Raw genomic sequence first — 15,316 nt, 5'->3', positions numbered from 1 at the left:
GCGCCGCGGGCTCCGGTTCCTGCACCGCAGGTTCGTGAAGCGCCCGCGCCGCGTGGGACCGCTCAGAGCTCGATCAGGTGCTCCAGCCCCACGGTGACCCCGGGCCGGCCGCTGATCGCCCGCACGGCGGCGAGCACCCCCGGCGCGAAGGAGGAGCGGTGCAGCGAGTCGTGACGGATCGTGAGGGTCTCCCCCGGCCCGCCGAGGATCACCTCCTGGTGGGCCACCAGCCCGCGGGCGCGCACGGCGTGCACGGGCACGCCGTCGACGTCGGCGCCGCGGGCGCCGACCAGCGCGGTGCTGGTGGCGTCGGGCGCGGGCTCGCACCCGGCCTCGGCCCGGGCCGCGGCCACGAGCTCGGCGGTGCGCCGTGCGGTGCCGGAGGGGGCGTCGGCCTTGTCCGGGTGGTGCAGCTCCACGATCTCGACCGACTCGAAGTGCGGGGCCGCCAGGGCCGCGAAGCGCATCATCAGCACCGCGCCGAGGGAGAAGTTGGGGGCGATCAGCACGCCCGTGCGATCGCCGGCCCAGCCGCGCAGCTGCGCCAGGCGCTCGTCGTCGAAGCCGGTGGTGCCGACCACGGCGTGGATGCCGTGCGCCAGGCACAGCTCGAGGTTGCCCATGACGACGTCGGGGTGGGTGAAGTCGACCACCACCTGCGCGCCCGAGGAGATCAGGTCGTGCGGGTCGTCGCCGACGTCGATCCGCGCCACGAGGGCGAGGTCGGGGGCGGCCTCGACGGCCAGGCAGATCTGCTCACCGACCTTGCCGCGCGCGCCGAGGACACCGACCGGAAGCTGATTCACCTGTGCCACGTGGTGGACGCTACCGGTCGGTGAGTGATCGGAGGCCTTCGTTCTGGCAGGGTGGGACACATGGTGGGCAGGCAGCAGATCCCCGCGCGCATCCGGTGGGCGGTGGACTTCATGGATCCTCAGCCGGCGGATCACGTGCTGGAGATCGGGTGCGGCTCCGGCGCGGCCGCGGAGCTGATCTGCAGCCGGCTCGAGACCGGCAAGCTGTTCGCCATCGACCGCTCCGAGTCCGGGGTCGACCGCACCAAGCGCCGCAACGAGGCCGCCATCAAGGCCGGCCGACTCACCGTGCGCCAGATCGACCTCGCCACGCTGCGCGTGCCGGTCAAGCGGCTGCACAAGGTCTTCGCCTTCAACGTCAACCTCTTCTGGGTGCGCGACTGCGCCGACGAGATCGCGCTGCTGCACGAGCGGGTCGTGCCCGGCGGCGCCGTCTACCTCTTCTTCGAGGCCACCCGCCCCGAGCAGGTCCCCGACATCGTCACCCAGACCTCCGCCGCGCTCACCCAGGGCGGCTTCCGGGTCTCGGTCGTCGACACCAAGGTCCCGCCGGTGGTCGGCATCATCGGTCGCCGCTGACGCGGGGCGGCGGGGTGGTCCTCAGCGGGGGCCGACGACGGCGAGCAGCTTGGGCCGGGTGAGCACGCGGGCGGCCACCCGACGCACGTCCTCCACACCCACGGTCCCGATGCGCTCGAGCAGCCGGTCGACGTCGAGGGTCTCGCCGTGCACGAGCTCGCCCTTGCCCCAGCGCGACATCCGCGAGGCGGAGTCCTCCAGGCCCAGCACGAGACCGCCGCGCAGCTGGCCCTGACCGCGGCGCACCTCCTCCTCGGTGATGCCGTCGGCCGCGACGGCGGCCAGCTCGGCGCGCACGACGCCCAGCACCTCCTCGACCCGCGCGGGCAGGCAGCCCACGGCCACCCCAAGCAGGCCGGTCTCGGCGTAGTGGCTGGCGAAGGAGTAGACCGAGTAGGCCAACCCACGACGCTCGCGGACCTCCTGGAACAGCCGGCTGGAGGTGCCACCGCCCAGGGCGGTGTTGAGCACGCCGAGGGCGAAGCGGTCGGGGTCGTGCCGGCTCAGTCCCTCGCCGCCGAGGACGAGGTTGACCTGCTCGAAGGGGCGCACCACCCGGTGCTCCCCGGGCCGCACCCGCACCCGGCGGGCCGCGGTGCTGCGGGGCGCGACCGGGGCCGCGGTGCCGGCCAGGAAGTCAGCCCGCGCGAAGGCGGCGAGCACCCCGGCCACGACGGCATCGTGCTCCACCGCCCCGGCGCAGGCGATCACCATCCGCTCGGGCCGGTAGTGCCGCCGGTAGAACCGGCGGATCTGGTCGCGCTGCATCGCCTCGATCGACCCGGTCGTGCCGGCGATCGGGCGACCCAACGGGGTGTCGGCGCCGAAGGCACCGGCCACGAACAGCTGGTGCACGACGTCGTCGGGGTCGTCGTCGTGCATCGCGATCTCGTCGAGGATCACCTCACGCTCGGCCTCGACGTCGTCGGCGGTGATCACCGAGGAGGTGATCATGTCGCCGAGGACGTCGACCGCCAGCGGCAGGTCCTCGGCCAGCACCCGGGCGTGGAAGCAGGTGTACTCCTGGGCGGTGAAGGCGTTGAACTCCCCGCCCACCTCGTCCAGGGCCACCGAGATGTCCCAGGCGCTGCGCTCCCGGGTGCCCTTGAAGAGCAGGTGCTCGAGGAAGTGCGAGGCCCCGTGCAGCCGGGCGGTCTCGTCGCGGCTGCCGACCCCGACCCACACCCCGATCGTGGCCGAGCGGGCCCCGGCGTTCTCCTCGGTGATGATGCGCAGCCCCGAGGGCAGCGTCGTGCGTCGCACCACCGAGGTGGTGCGGCCGAGGTCGTCGGTGGTGGAGCCGAGGGTCGTGCTCTCGGGGACGTCGGCGGTGCGTGCGATCACACCTCATCCTCTCCGGTGGCTGGGAACAGGGGCGGGAACGGTCGGGCGGCGTCGGCCCCGAACGCCGTCGGCCCGCCACCGCGAGGTGACGGGCCGACGGGTCAGGACAGGGAGGTCACTCCTCCTCGGAGGCGGCCTCGTCGGCGGCGTCCTCGACGACCGGGGCCAGCGAGAGCTTGCCGCGGTCGTCGACCTCGGCGATCTCGACCTGGATCTTCTGGCCGACCGAGACGACGTCCTCGACGGCCTCCACCCGCTTGCCGCCGTTGAGGGCGCGCAGCTTGGTGATGTGCAGCAGGCCGTCCTTGCCGGGCAGGAGCGAGACGAAGGCACCGAAGTTGGTGGTCTTCACCACGGTGCCGAGGTACCGCTCGCCGACCTCGGGCATCGTCGGGTTGGCGATCGCGTTGACCGCGGCCCGAGCGGCCTCGGCCGCCTCGCCGTTGGTGGCACCGATGTAGATCGTGCCGTCGTCCTCGATGGACAGCGACGCCCCGGTGTCGTCCTGGATCTGGTTGATCACCTTGCCCTTCGGGCCGATGACCTCGCCGATCTTGTCGACGGGGATGCGCACGGTGATGATGCGCGGCGCGTGCACCGACATCTCCTCCGGGACGCTGATCTCCTCGTTCATGACCTCCAGGATCGCCATGCGGGCGTCCTTGGCCTGGTTGAGGGCGGCAGCGAGGACCTCGGCGGGGATGCCGTCGAGCTTGGTGTCCAGCTGCAGCGCGGTGACGAACTCGGGGGTGCCGGCGACCTTGAAGTCCATGTCGCCGAAGGCGTCCTCGGCCCCGAGGATGTCGGTGAGGGCGACGTAGCGGGTCTCGCCGTCGATCTCACCCGAGATCAGGCCCATCGCGATGCCGGCGACGGGGGCGCGCAGCGGCACACCCGCCTGGAGCAGCGAGAGGGTGGAGGCGCAGACAGAGCCCATCGAGGTGGAGCCGTTGGAGCCCATGGCCTCGGAGAGCTGGCGGATCGCGTAGGGGAACTCCTCGCGGGTGGGCAGCACGGGCAGCAGCGCGCGGCGCGCCAGCGCGCCGTGGCCGACCTCGCGGCGCTTGGGGGAGCCCACGCGACCGGTCTCACCGGTGGAGAACGGCGGGAAGACGTACTTGTGCATGTAGCGACGCGTCTTCTCCGGGGAGAGCGTGTCGAGCTTCTGCTCCAGGGTGAGCATGTTCAGCGTGGTGACGCCCAGGATCTGGGTCTCGCCGCGCTCGAACAGCGCCGAGCCGTGCACGCGGGGCAGCACGCCGACCTCGGCGTGCAGCGGCCGGATGTCGGCCAGGCCGCGGCCGTCGATACGCACCTGGTCGCGCAGCACGCGCTCGCGCACGACCTGCTTGTTGACCGAGCGGAACGCCGCACCGATCTCCTTCTCGCGGCCCTCGAACTGGCCGGCGAGGGAGTCGAGCAGGCCCGCCTTGATCTCGTCGGTGCGGTTCTCCCGCTCCTGCTTGTCCGCGATCGTCATGGCGGCGACGAGGTCGGCCTTGGTGGCGGCCTCGACGGCGACGTAGACGTCGTCCTCGTAGTCGAGGAACACCGGGAAGTCCTGCACCGGCTTGGCCGAGGTGCGGGCGAGCTCGGCCTGGGCCTCGCAGAGCTGCTTGATGAAGGGCTTGGCGGCGTCGAGACCGCCGGCCACGACCTCCTCGGTGGGGGCCTGCTTGCCCTGCTTGGTGACCAGGTCCCAGGTCTGCTCGGTGGCCTCGGCCTCGACCATCATGATCGCGACGTCGCCGGTGTCGGTCACCCGACCGGCCACGACCATGTCGAAGACGGCGTCCTCGAGCTGGCTGTGGGTCGGGAACGCCACCCACTGACCGTCGATCAGGGCCACGCGGACACCGCCGACGGGGCCGGAGAACGGCAGGCCGGAGAGCTGGGTGGACAGCGACGCGGCGTTGATCGCCAGCACGTCGTAGGGCTGGTCGGGGTCGAGCGCCATCACGGTGATGACGACCTGGACCTCGTTGCGCAGGCCCTTCTTGAACGTGGGGCGCAGCGGCCGGTCGATGAGGCGGCAGGTGAGGATGGCGTCCTCGCCGGGACGACCCTCGCTGCGGAAGAACGAGCCGGGGATCTGGCCCACGGCGTACATCCGCTCCTCGACGTCGATCGTGAGGGGGAAGAAGTCGAAGTGGTCCTTGGGGTGCTTGCCGGCCGTGGTGGCCGAGAGCAGCATGGTGTCGTCGTCGAGGTAGGCGGTCACCGAGCCGGCGGCCTGGCGGGCGAGGAGCCCGGTCTCGAACTTGATGGTGCGGGTGCCGAAGGAGCCGTTGTCGATGACGGTCTCCACGGCGGAGATGACAGGTTCGGTCACGTCGTACTTTCTGGTGCGCGAAGTCGATCCGCGATCAGTGTCCGCGACGAGGTCGCCCGGGGCGGGCCGCTGGGCCCGGCATCTGTGGTCCCGGGGCCGGTCTTCGATCGAGGCCCGCAGGCGCTCCGCGCGGGGGCGGGTCCTGAGAGCCACTACCGAGGACCGGGCGGTACGCGCGGATCGCTTCTGATGGTGTCGGTATGCAGTTGTGGGTGGGGCTGCCGGCAGGGCTGCTCCCGAGGGCGACGATACCGCCCCGGGCGGCGTGACCCCGGAAGCCACGAAGGGACCCACCGGGCGGTGGATCCCTTCGCGTCGTGTCAGCGGCGCAGGCCGAGGCGCTCGACGATCGAGCGGTAGCGCTCGATCTCGGTCTTGCGCAGGTAGTTCAGCAGGCGCCGGCGCTGGCCGACGAGCAGCAGCAGACCACGACGGCTGTGGTGGTCGTGCTTGTGCTGCTTGAGGTGCTCGGTGAGGTGGGCGATGCGGTGGCTCAGCAGCGCGATCTGCACCTCGGGCGACCCGGTGTCACCGGGGGTCGTGGCGTACTCGGCGATGATCTTGGCCTTGGTGGCGGCATCAGTACCGACCGACATGGCGACTCCTTCGGGTTCGTTCGCTGCGCGGCGCGCCGGGGCCTGTTCTCCCGGGCTCTTCGGATCCGCGGCCGTTGCACGGCGATCAGACGAGGTTCGTGATCCTCCGGCGCACGCCGGGTGATCGACGTCCCACCGTAGCGGCGCAGGGACGGCGGGAGGAAATCAGCGACCGGCCAACGCGGGCACCGGCTGCTCGTCCAGACCGCCCAGGGCGAGGAACCAGCGCGCGATCTCCTCCCCCGCCGCGACGCCGGAGGTGGCGGTGAGGGCCCCGGACCAGTCCCGGTCGGCGAGGTAGCTGTGCCGCGGGACGAGGGCGTGATCGGCGGCCTCCAGCATCGGCCGGTCGAGCACGGAGTCGCCGGCCGCGGCCACGAGCCGACCACCGGTGCGGGCCAGGAGCCGGTCCACCCCGGCCTGCTTGGTGAGCGGGCGCGGCACGAGGTAGGCCTTGGTCTGCTCCAGGGCGAGGGTCCAGTCGACGTCGTCGGCCAGCGCAGCGAGCCCGGCCGCCCAGTCGGCCGGCACGGGGTCGCCGGTGAGCAGCAGGTACAGGAACGTGCCGTCGGCCTCGCGGACGCCGCGCACGTGCGGGGCCTGCGCGAGCCCGTCGGGACCGGTGCGGTGCGCGAGCACGGCGGCGAGCGGGGTCACCTGCGCCACCGCCGCGGCGGTGAGCGCGGCGTGCTCGGGGTCCGGCTCGCCGTCGACGAGCAGCACCCCGCCGTTGAGGCACAGCAGGTGACGGAAGCGCGGGAGACGCAACCGCAGCGCCTGCGCGGGGGTGCGGGTGGTGACCGGCACGAGCAGGCCGGAGGCCGCCAGGGCCTCGATGGCCTCCCACGCACGGCGGGTGACGAAGGCCCAGGGCTCGCCCTGCAGCTCCTCGACGCAGACGAGGTCGGCGACCTCGTCCGCGGTCATCGGGGCCGCGCCGGGGGCGACCAGGCGGCGGTGCGACCACACCAGGGTGCGGTCGAGGTCGGAGGCGAGCACGGTCATCCTTCGGATCGGGCGAGGCCGGGCTGGATGAGCCCGACGCAGGAGAACGCGAGGTCGGGCACCTCCACGAGCGGCACCCCGCGCTGCTCGGCGAGCAACGCCACGTGGGCGAGGTCGTCGCGGCGGTCGGGCCGCACGAGCACCTGCCACGGTACGCGGCGCAGCAGGACCCGCGTGGTCTCGCCCACGCCCGGCTTCACGAGGTGGAGGTCGTCGATGCCGTGGCGGGCGGCGATCTCCTCCACGGCCCGCCACCCCGACCACGTCGGCGTCCGGTCGGCGGCGAGCAGCCGCTGGGCCTCCTGCTCCCCCGCGGCCGCGACGTCGTCGAAGTGGGCCGAGACCGCCTCGAGGTAGTGGCGCGAGAGGTCGACGTCGGCGAGCTCGGCGTAGTACTTGGCGCCGTGGAACTGGCCCGGACGCAGCAGCCGGTCGTTGAGGACGGTGCGCGAGACCAGCCCCGAGACCGTGGAGTTCAGGCAGGCGGAGGGGATGAGGAAGTCGTCGCGGGTGCCGTGGAGGTCGGTGGTGGCGCCGGGGTCGGCCAGGACCGCGAGGGTCGGGTCGAGACGCCAGCCGCGCTCGGCGTTGAGGGCCGTGACGGCGGCCGCGAGCTCGCGGGTGATCGCCCCCTTGCCGGTCCAGCCGTCGACGAACACCAGGTCGGCGGGGTCGTGCCGGGCCACCAGGTGCTCCAGGGCGACGACGTCGATGCCGCGCCCGCGCACGATGGACATCGTGTAGTGCGGCAGGTCCCAGCCCAGGGTGGCGGCGTAGCGGCGCAGCAGGATCCCGACGGGCGTGCCGGCCCGGGCCAGGGAGACCAGCACGGCGTCGTCGCCCCGCCGGGCGCGGATCTGGTGGAGCAGGGCGACGGTCGCGAGCGCGACGCGGCGACCCTGCTCGGCCAGGGCCCGGTGGAACAGCTCGGTGTAGGCGGCGTCGGGCTGGAACTCCACCGGCAGGGACTCCGCGTAGTGTGCGCGGCCGGACTGGATGGCGGCCTCGCGCTCGGCCACCGGGGCCTCGAGGTCGGCGTGGGAGAGGTCGGTGAGCAGCCAGCGGACGTCGGTGGCGGAGTAGGACCCGAAGTCGGGTCCCACCAGCGGCTCGGGCCCGGTGGGGGGCAGCGGGGCGAGGGCGGTCATGCGTCCTCCTCGGAGCGCGGGCCGGTGGGTTCGGTGAGGTGCAGCACGACCAGGCGCGGTGCCACCCCGCGCAGCGCGGCGCGCAGGCTCGCCGCCCCGCCGAGCGGGGTGCCGGCGTCGAGCACCACGACCAGGGTGGCGAGATCGGGCACCGTGGCGAGGTTGTAGGCGAAGCGGGGCGCCTCGGGGTCCACGCCGTCGTGGGCGGCGAAGCAGACGCCGTGGCGCACGGCGTAGCCGGGATCGTCGTGCACGATCACGGGGCTGCGGGTCGTGCTCGACACGGTGACCGGGTGGCCCTGTTCGGCCAGCACCTCCGCGATCCGGTGGGGGGCGTACATCAGCTCCTCGGTGCCGAGCACGTGCACCCGTCCCGCGAGGTGGGGCGCCAGCGCCGCGGCGGCCGTGCGGACGGCCGCGGCGAAGCGGGCGTCGTCGGGCTCGAGCCCGTGGCGCCCGCCGTCGGGGACATCCGCCGGCCAGGGCACCTCGACCACGGTCTCGGCGTCCCCGTCGGACCCGTCGGCCCCGGCCTGCGCCGCCGGCGGCGCGGGCACGGGGGGCGCGGCGTCGAGCAGCGCGCGGGCGGCGGCGTCGGGCAGTTCGTGCACCGCCACCTCGCCGTCGGCGAGGGCGACGACGTCGATGCGGGTGCCGAGCTCGGCGGCGACCTCCGCCACCCGACCGCGCGCCGACGCGGGCCGCAGGTCCACCAGCGCGGCCACGACGTACTCGGCGCGCGGGCGGCGGGCGTGCAGCGCGCGCACGGTGTTGAGCAGCGTGGTGCCGGTGGTGAGCTCGTCGTCCACGAGCACCACCGGGCCGGGGGCGTCGAGCCAGCCGGGGTCGGCGGGCTGGATGCGGTGGGTCGTGGCGTGACTGTGCTCCTCCTCGAAGGAGAGCTCCGAGCCGCCGGGACGACGGGTGGAGTGCAGGGCGCGGGCGCCGAGGCGGTCGGCGACCAGGTGCCCCAGGCCCGTGGCGGTCTCGGCGTAGCCCAGCACCAGCGAGGGCGTGGCGCCGCGCAGCACCTGCTCGACCCGCGCGCCGAGCTCGTCGGCCCGGGCCCGGGCCACCGCGGGCGGCACGGGCACGTGCTTGGCCAGCACGTGGGAGACGACCAGGTGCAACCGGCGCGGGTTGCGACGCAGCGCGAGGCCGACCAGCCCGTCGAGACCGGGCGCGGCCGACGGGTCGGCGGACCGCAGCTCGAGCCCGGCGTGGCGAGTGACCCACGCGCCGTCCCAGGTCCGCTCCCCCTGCTGCCGGCCGTCGGCGGGGAGGACCGAGGTCACAGCAGCGACTCGACCTGGCAGGCGGCCAGGAGGTCCACGAAGCCGATCTCGGGGGCCGCGACGCCGAACGCGTCGGCCCGGATGAGCAGCCGCTCGGCCCAGGCCCGGTGGGGGTTGGCCTCGTTCATCTTGTTGCGGTAGGCCGAGCGCGACACCCCGCCGCCGCCCTCGTGGGTGGCGAGGACGCCGAGGGCGTCGTCGTACTCCTCGTGGCTGACCACGGACAGGGCGTGGACGACCGGCACGTGGCTGGGGTGGATGACGGTCTTGCCGACCAGGCCGTTGGCGCGGTCGAGCAGGACCTCGCGGATCAGGCCGTCGAGGTCGCGGGCCAGCAGGCGGGCGCGCAGCTCGCGGTCGTCGGGGCCGAAGGGCGACTCGCGCAGCTGGGGCTTGAAGAGACGGTCGGGGGCGGTGAAGTACTCCCACACCGGACCGGTGACGGGGAAGCCGCTGCCGGGGCGGCCGAGCACGTTGACGATGTCGGTGACGGTGCCGGCGACCAGGCGGACGTCGTACATCGTGAGGTCGCGGGGCCGGCGCAGCGCGAAGACCGAGGCGAGGTCGGTGGCGCCGATCCGCACCGCCAGCACCCGCTGCTCGTGCTTGTGCAGCAGCGAGCGGATCTCCTCCAGCTCGGGCAGCCGCGACTCGCGGTACATCACCTCGGGGGTCTCGATCACCGGCATCACCAGCAGCCGGCGCCCGACGACGGACTCGGCCTCGGCGACGGCGTCGAGGTACTCCGCGCCCCGGACGCTGGAGAACTTGGGCAGCACGAAGCCGTCGATGACGCCCGCCTGCTCCCCCATCAGGTCGACCAGGCGCCCGACCTGCTCGGGCTCGCGCACCCGCACGAAGATCAGCGGCAGGTCGGTGCGACCGGCCAGGCGGCCCAGCTGCTCGGCGACGTGCGGGACGGCCTGCTCGACGGCGCCGTCGGGGATGGCGTCCTCGAGGCACACGACCGTGCTGACCACGCCCTGGTCACGCATGCGGAGCAGGTCGGCGACGATGTCCCGGCGGGTGGCGGGGACGTAGAGGGTGGCGCCGAGGGCCTGGCTGAGCCGCTCGAGCGGATCGTCGCGGTGCAGCTCCTGCGGAGCACGGAAGAACAGGCGCGCACGATCGGTGGCGTCGAGCTGGTGGAAGTGCCTCATCGACTCCTCCTCCCTCACAGATGGGTCCTCGGGCCGGTCGTCGCGGTGGCGAGGACCGGGGGCGGCCGCGCGCGATGGTGTGCGGCGGTCGCGGCCAGGATAGGCAGATCAGGTTTCGACTAAACCTCCCCGTGGTTAACGTCGTCCCCGAGCGGACCGTCCGGACCGCCCCCACCCCGCGATCCCGCGCAGACCCCCAGGAGCCCCTCGTGCCCGTGTCCCTCTCCAAGGGCGGCAACGTCAGCCTCACCAAGATCGCCCCGTCCCTGCAGTCCGTGCGCGTCGGTCTGGGCTGGGACGCCCGCACCACCACCGGCGCCGACTTCGACCTCGACGCCAGCGCCCTGGTGTGCGACGCCGCCGGCAAGGTCCTCACCGACCAGCACTTCATCTTCTACAACAACCTCACCTCCCCCGAGGGCACCGTGCGCCACAAGGGCGACATCCGCGACGGCGCGGCGGCGGGCGACGACGAGACGATCGAGGTGGACCTGTCGCAGCTGACGCCCCAGACCGACAAGATCGTCTTCTCGGTGACGATCCACGAGGCCGAGAGCCGCGGCCAGAGCTTCGGCCAGGTGTCCAACGCCTACATCCGCGTGGTCGACACCGCGACGAACGAGGAGCTGGCGCGCTACGACCTCTCCGAGGACGCCTCCACCGAGACCGCGATGGTCTTCGGGGAGCTGTACCGCAACGCCGCGGAGTGGAAGTTCCGCGCCATCGGCCAGGGCTACGCCTCCGGCCTGGTCGGCATCATCACCGACTACGGCGTCAGCCTCTGACGCCACGCGCCCCGGGCTGCCGCCGCCCTCCGGCCGGCGGCAGCGCCCGGAACCGGGCGACCTGCGCCTTGACGTCGTCCTGGATCGCCGCGACCTCCACCAGCGCGGCGCGGTAGTCGGGGTGCACGGTGCGCAGCGTGCTCCGCGCGGCGTCGAGGCGCCGGGCGAGGGCGTCGCGCGCCCCGGCCACCGACTCCGCACCCCGGCGCGGAGTGTGGACCACCAGCATCTGGGCGTCGCGCAGCGCGAACCGGCCCCGCGCGAACACCGCCTCGGGGTCCTCGCGGAACGCGCGGAGCTCGCGCAGCCGCTCCCCGGGGGCGTCGACGACGGCGTCGGCACGCCCCAGCGCCTCGCGGGCCGCCTCCAGCAGGCCGAGCACCCGGGTCCAGTCCACCGAGGTCGCCGCCAGGAGCGTGTCGACCTCGTGCAGGGCCGTGCGGGCGCGCACGAGCTCGATCTCGCTGCGCTCCTCCACGCCGTCGACGTCGCGCCAGTTGCCGAGGCTGTACTCGCGGCGCAGCGTGGCGAGGTCGGCCGCCGCGCGGTCGCGGCGCGAGGTCACGGCCTCCACGCGCGTGGCCAGTGAGGCCCGGCGCTGGCGGGCCTGGGCGACCTTCGCCGGGAGCTCCTCGGCCAGGGCGCTCGCGCGGGCGGCCACCACCCGGAGCTCGGCCACGGCCGCCGCCAGGGTGTCGATCCCGACCGCGGGGGTCCAGTCCGCGACCCGGCGCGCGGAGGCACGGCCGCCGGCGAGCAGCTCGCGCAGCTCGGGCAGGGCCGCGTCGAGTCCGGCGTCCCGCAGCCGGTCGGCGGCGTCCGCGATCGCGCGGACCGCCTGCTCGCCCTCGGTGCGCAGCCCGCGGGCGCGGGCGACCTGCTCCCCGATCCGCGTGAGCTCGGCGTCGTGGTCCACCGCGAAGCGGTCGAGCTCGTCGGCGGCGGCCTCCAGCTGCGCGGCCACGGCCACGAAGGCGTCCTGGGCCTCGCGCAGCTCGCGGGAGCGGTCGAGGTCGGCCAGGGGGAACCGGTCGAGGACGGCGAGGTAGTGCTGGACCAGTGCGGTCACGCGCGCGTCGATCTCGGCGAAGCGCGCAGGCAGCCCGTTGCGGGCGGCCCGTTCGGGCAGGTAGGCGGTGTACGACCCGACCATCGCCTCGACGTTGCGCTGGGCGAAGTCCGCCCGCCGGAACGCCTCCTGCAGCCGGTCCCGCGCGCTCTGGGCCGCCTCGCGCACGGAGTCCGGGACACGAGGAGCCACCCCGCTAGTCTAGGCCGCTCGATGAGCCTGCCACCGCCTCCCCCGGACCCCGCCCGCACCCCGGCCCGCCCCTGGGCGCGCGCCGTCCTGCTCGCCGCGCTGCTCCTCACGGTCCCGGCCTGCGCGGGTGGGACCGGGGGCACGTCGGCGGGCTCCCCCGCCGCCCGGGCCGGCACGGCGACCACCCCCGGCGCCGCGGGCGGGGCCGCGACCGCGCGCCCGGAGGCCCCCGCCCGCACGCCCTCGCCCCGCCGCACACCGGAGGCGGCCCCCGAGACGACCCCCGCGGCTGCGCGGGACGTCCGGGCCCTGCTCGCCCGGGTGCGCGTGGTGCCCCGGCGGCCCGACGTGCCGGGCTACGACCGCGACTGCGGGCCCGGCGACGGCTGCGTGTTCGGCACCGAGTGGAGCGACGACACCTCCGCACCCCAGGGCCGCGACGGCTGCGACACCCGCAACGACGTGCTGGCCCGCGACCTGCGCGGCGTCCGGTTCAGCGACACCAGTCCCGAGTGCGACGTCGTCGCGGGCCGGCTGCGCGACCCCTACACCGGGGTGCGGATGGACTACGCCACCGAGAGCAGCCGCATCCACGTCGACCACCTGTTCCCCCTCGCGGCCGCCTGGGACCTCGGGGCCGCCCGGTGGACACCCGCGCGACGGGCGCGGTTCGCCAACGACGTCGACGTGGAGCTGCTGGCCGTCTCGGCGACGGCCAACCTCTCCAAGGGCGACGGCACCCCGGCGGACTGGCTGCCGCCCCGGGAGGCGTTCCGCTGCGAGTACGTGCAGCGCTACCTGCGCGTGGCGACGACCTACCGGCTCGCGATCACCCGGGCCGACCGCCGGGTGGTGCGCGCCGTGGCCCGCACGGACTGCTGACCCCGGCCGCCGGACCGACCGGCCCGGCTACGGTGGGCCCTCCGCGTCCCGAAGGAGCCGCCATGGCCAGCCCGCACCCGCCCTACCGCTTCACCGACGCCCTCACCCGGACGCCCGCGCTCAGCGCCGTGCACGGACTGCGCGCCGACGACCGGGGCGACCCGTCGGTGGACGGGCTGCGGGCCGAGCACGCGGCCTACCGCGCGGCCCTCGAGCAGGCCGGGGTGAGCGTGACGGTCCTGCCGGCGGCCGAGGAGTTCCCCGACTCGATGTTCGTGGAGGACCCGGCGCTGGTCTTCACCGCGGGAGCGGTCGTGCTGCGTCCCGGGGCGCCGTCGCGGCTCGGCGAGGCCGCCCTGATCGCGCCGGTGCTCGAGCAGCACTTCCCGCGGGTGCTCGCCCTGCCCACCGGACCCGACGACGGCCACGTCGACGGCGGCGACGTGCTGACCACCGCCGAGGCGGTGATCATCGGGCTCTCCGCCCGCACCGACCGCACCGGCGCGCAGGCGCTCGTGCGGCTGCTGGCCGACCTCGGGCTGGTGGGGGAGGTCGCGGAGACCCCGGCGGGGGTGCTGCACTTCAAGACCGACTGCTCGCTGCTCGACGAGGAGACGGTGCTCTCGACACGGCGGCTGGCGTCCTCCGGGGTGTTCGGCCGCTTCCGCCAGGTGATCGTGCCCGACGGCGAGGAGGCGGCCGCCAACGCCCTGCGCGTCAACGACGTCGTGCTGCTCGGCGCGCAGTTCCCGCGCACCGCCGACCTGCTGGCGACCCGCGGCTACACCGTGGTGCCGGTGCCGACCGAGCAGATCGGCCTCATCGACGCCGGCCTGTCCTGCATGTCGCTGCGCTGGCACCGCTGACACGACGACGCACCGTCGGGATCCGGTCCCGACGGTGCGTCGCTGGGTGGTGCTGGGTGGTGCTGGGTGGTGCCGGGTGGTGCCGGGGCTACACGTGGACGACGTGCTCCTCGTCGGCGTGGGTCTTGTTGTAGCGCAGGCTGGAGAGCACCGCGACGATGATGAACCCGACGCCGATGAGGCCGGTGACGACCTCGGGCACGTGGTGCTCGACCGAGAAGAGCAGCAGGAAGGCCAGCGCGGCGATCGCCCAGTGGGCGCCGTGCTCGAGGAAGACGTACTCGCTCAGCGTGCCCTGGTTGACCAGGTAGATGGTGATCGAGCGGACGTAGAAGGCGCCCACGCCCAGACCGATCGCGATGATGATCGGGTCGGAGGTGATCGCGAACGCACCGATCACGCCGTCGAAGCTGAAGCTGGCGTCGAGCAGCTCGAGGTAGAGGAACAGCGAGAAGGCCGCCTTGCCGGTGGCCTTGGCGACCTCGCCCGCGGCGGTGGTGCGGGCGATCTTGTCGACCGCGAGCTCGTCGGGGTCGTCGTCCTCGTCCTCGAGCCCGCCGTCGAAGAAGTCGCCCAGCCCGCCGACGAGCAGGTAGACGGCCATGCCGATGACGCCGGCGTAGAGCATGTCCTCGCGGTGGTCGGAGAACACGGTGGAGAAGGCGAACAGGGTGACCAGCGCGACCATCGGCGCGATGGCCGGGAAGGCCGCGGCCTTGGCGAAGGCCTTCTCGACCGGCGCGATCCAGTGGTGCTCCTTCTCCTCGTCGAAGATGAAGTCGAGGAAGATCATGAGCAGGAACATGCCGCCGAAGGCCGCGATCGAGGGGTGGGCCTGGTCGAGGATGTAGCCGTAGGTGCCCGGGGTCTCGGGGTCGCCCTTCTCCAGTGCCAGCTGCCAGGCGTCGACCGGGCTGAGGTCGGCGGTCACGAAGACGACCACCAGCGGGAAGAGCAGCCGCATGCCGAAGACGGCGATGAGGATGCCGACGGTGAGGAAGATCTTGACCCAGAACTCCGACATCCGGACCAGGACCTTGGCGTTGACCACCGCGTTGTCGAAGGACAGCGACACTTCGAGCACGATGAGGATGGCGGTGATCGCCAGGCCGGTCGCGCCGCCATAGAAGAAGGCGGCGGTGAGGCCGATGATCGTGATGAGGAACGACCACCGCAGGGTCTTGATGAGCTCCACTGACTGTCTCTCTGCTGGTCCGACATGGGACGGCGGGCCCGCTGCTGCGGGCC

14 protein-coding genes are annotated in these 15,316 nt (G+C 73.7%); 4 read left to right on the top strand and 10 right to left on the bottom strand.

Features of this window, described 5'->3' with window-relative positions; translation table 11 throughout:
- Positions 1 to 62: 62 nt before the first annotated feature.
- Positions 63 to 815, bottom strand: coding sequence for a 4-hydroxy-tetrahydrodipicolinate reductase (gene dapB / locus ACERUJ_RS17475; protein WP_370250156.1), 753 nt, complete (start codon positions 813 to 815; stop codon positions 63 to 65).
- Between the two features lie 60 nt (positions 816 to 875).
- Between dapB and ACERUJ_RS17470 the strand changes: the two genes are divergently transcribed.
- Positions 876 to 1,394: a trans-aconitate 2-methyltransferase gene (locus tag ACERUJ_RS17470; protein ID WP_370250155.1), complete on the top strand. Its 519-nt coding sequence runs from the start codon at positions 876 to 878 to the stop codon at positions 1,392 to 1,394.
- Between the two features lie 21 nt (positions 1,395 to 1,415).
- Here the strand turns inward: ACERUJ_RS17470 and ACERUJ_RS17465 are convergent, their stop codons facing one another.
- The 7 genes from ACERUJ_RS17465 to ACERUJ_RS17435 all read right to left on the bottom strand — a co-directional run bounded on the left by ACERUJ_RS17465 (position 1,416) and on the right by ACERUJ_RS17435 (position 10,274).
- The gene (locus ACERUJ_RS17465) at positions 1,416 to 2,738 is read right to left on the bottom strand and encodes a M16 family metallopeptidase (RefSeq protein WP_370250154.1); all 1,323 of its coding nucleotides are present in this window, start codon (positions 2,736 to 2,738) and stop codon (positions 1,416 to 1,418) included.
- Positions 2,739 to 2,853: 115 nt separating this feature from the next.
- Positions 2,854 to 5,070, bottom strand: coding sequence for a polyribonucleotide nucleotidyltransferase (locus tag ACERUJ_RS17460; RefSeq protein WP_370250153.1), 2,217 nt, complete (start codon positions 5,068 to 5,070; stop codon positions 2,854 to 2,856).
- 320 nt (positions 5,071 to 5,390) lie between these two features.
- Entirely contained in the window at positions 5,391 to 5,666 is a 276-nt protein-coding gene (gene rpsO, locus ACERUJ_RS17455; protein ID WP_370250152.1) for a 30S ribosomal protein S15, read from the bottom strand.
- 165 nt (positions 5,667 to 5,831) lie between these two features.
- Positions 5,832 to 6,671 (bottom strand): hypothetical protein, encoded by an 840-nt coding sequence (locus ACERUJ_RS17450; protein ID WP_370250151.1) that lies wholly within the window; start codon positions 6,669 to 6,671, stop codon positions 5,832 to 5,834.
- Positions 6,668 to 7,819, bottom strand: coding sequence for a cysteine protease StiP family protein (locus tag ACERUJ_RS17445; protein WP_370250149.1), 1,152 nt, complete (start codon positions 7,817 to 7,819; stop codon positions 6,668 to 6,670). The genes ACERUJ_RS17450 and ACERUJ_RS17445 overlap by 4 nt, the downstream gene beginning before the upstream one ends.
- On the bottom strand, positions 7,816 to 9,114 hold the full coding sequence (locus ACERUJ_RS17440) for a phosphoribosyltransferase domain-containing protein (RefSeq protein ID WP_370250148.1): 1,299 nt from the start codon (positions 9,112 to 9,114) through the stop codon (positions 7,816 to 7,818). The genes ACERUJ_RS17445 and ACERUJ_RS17440 overlap by 4 nt, the downstream gene beginning before the upstream one ends.
- Complete coding sequence (locus ACERUJ_RS17435) at positions 9,111 to 10,274, bottom strand: HpcH/HpaI aldolase/citrate lyase family protein (protein ID WP_370250147.1); 1,164 nt, start codon at positions 10,272 to 10,274, stop codon at positions 9,111 to 9,113. Before ACERUJ_RS17435 ends, ACERUJ_RS17440 begins: the two co-directional genes overlap by 4 nt.
- 209 nt (positions 10,275 to 10,483) lie before the next feature.
- Here ACERUJ_RS17435 and ACERUJ_RS17430 point away from each other — a divergent pair, with 209 nt between their 5' ends.
- Positions 10,484 to 11,059 carry a TerD family protein gene (locus ACERUJ_RS17430; RefSeq protein WP_370250146.1) on the top strand — a complete coding sequence of 192 codons (576 nt, stop codon included), beginning with the start codon at positions 10,484 to 10,486 and terminating at the stop codon, positions 11,057 to 11,059.
- Here the strand turns inward: ACERUJ_RS17430 and ACERUJ_RS17425 are convergent.
- Entirely contained in the window at positions 11,049 to 12,320 is a 1,272-nt protein-coding gene (locus tag ACERUJ_RS17425) for a hypothetical protein (RefSeq protein WP_370250145.1), read from the bottom strand. The genes ACERUJ_RS17430 and ACERUJ_RS17425 overlap by 11 nt on opposite strands.
- 21 nt (positions 12,321 to 12,341) lie before the next feature.
- Here ACERUJ_RS17425 and ACERUJ_RS17420 point away from each other — a divergent pair, with 21 nt between their 5' ends.
- Positions 12,342 to 13,202: an HNH endonuclease family protein gene (locus ACERUJ_RS17420; protein ID WP_370250144.1), complete on the top strand. Its 861-nt coding sequence runs from the start codon at positions 12,342 to 12,344 to the stop codon at positions 13,200 to 13,202.
- Positions 13,203 to 13,264: 62 nt separating this feature from the next.
- Positions 13,265 to 14,068: a dimethylarginine dimethylaminohydrolase family protein gene (locus ACERUJ_RS17415; RefSeq protein ID WP_370250143.1), complete on the top strand. Its 804-nt coding sequence runs from the start codon at positions 13,265 to 13,267 to the stop codon at positions 14,066 to 14,068.
- 88 nt (positions 14,069 to 14,156) lie between these two features.
- Here ACERUJ_RS17415 and ACERUJ_RS17410 read toward each other — a convergent pair whose 3' ends face one another.
- On the bottom strand, positions 14,157 to 15,263 hold the full coding sequence (locus ACERUJ_RS17410; RefSeq protein ID WP_370250142.1) for a DUF475 domain-containing protein: 1,107 nt from the start codon (positions 15,261 to 15,263) through the stop codon (positions 14,157 to 14,159).
- Between the last annotated feature and the right edge of the window lie 53 nt (positions 15,264 to 15,316).

This window comes from Nocardioides sp., assembly GCF_964228225.1.
Lineage (GTDB): Bacteria > Actinomycetota > Actinomycetes > Propionibacteriales > Nocardioidaceae > Nocardioides.
This window is presented reverse-complemented; position numbering and strand designations above follow the sequence as displayed.

Bases quoted from the DNA above. Each gene is read 5' to 3' on its own strand.
- ACERUJ_RS17470 (WP_370250155.1), top strand. From the start codon at position 876: ATGGTGGGCAGGCAGCAGATCCCCGCGCGCATCCGGTGGGCGGTGGAC.
- rpsO (WP_370250152.1), bottom strand. From the start codon at position 5,666: ATGTCGGTCGGTACTGATGCCGCCACCAAGGCCAAGATCATCGCCGAG.
- ACERUJ_RS17450 (WP_370250151.1), bottom strand. From the start codon at position 6,671: ATGACCGTGCTCGCCTCCGACCTCGACCGCACCCTGGTGTGGTCGCAC.
- ACERUJ_RS17445 (WP_370250149.1), bottom strand. From the start codon at position 7,819: ATGACCGCCCTCGCCCCGCTGCCCCCCACCGGGCCCGAGCCGCTGGTG.
- ACERUJ_RS17435 (WP_370250147.1), bottom strand. From the start codon at position 10,274: ATGAGGCACTTCCACCAGCTCGACGCCACCGATCGTGCGCGCCTGTTC.
- ACERUJ_RS17420 (WP_370250144.1), top strand. From the start codon at position 12,342: ATGAGCCTGCCACCGCCTCCCCCGGACCCCGCCCGCACCCCGGCCCGC.
- ACERUJ_RS17415 (WP_370250143.1), top strand. From the start codon at position 13,265: ATGGCCAGCCCGCACCCGCCCTACCGCTTCACCGACGCCCTCACCCGG.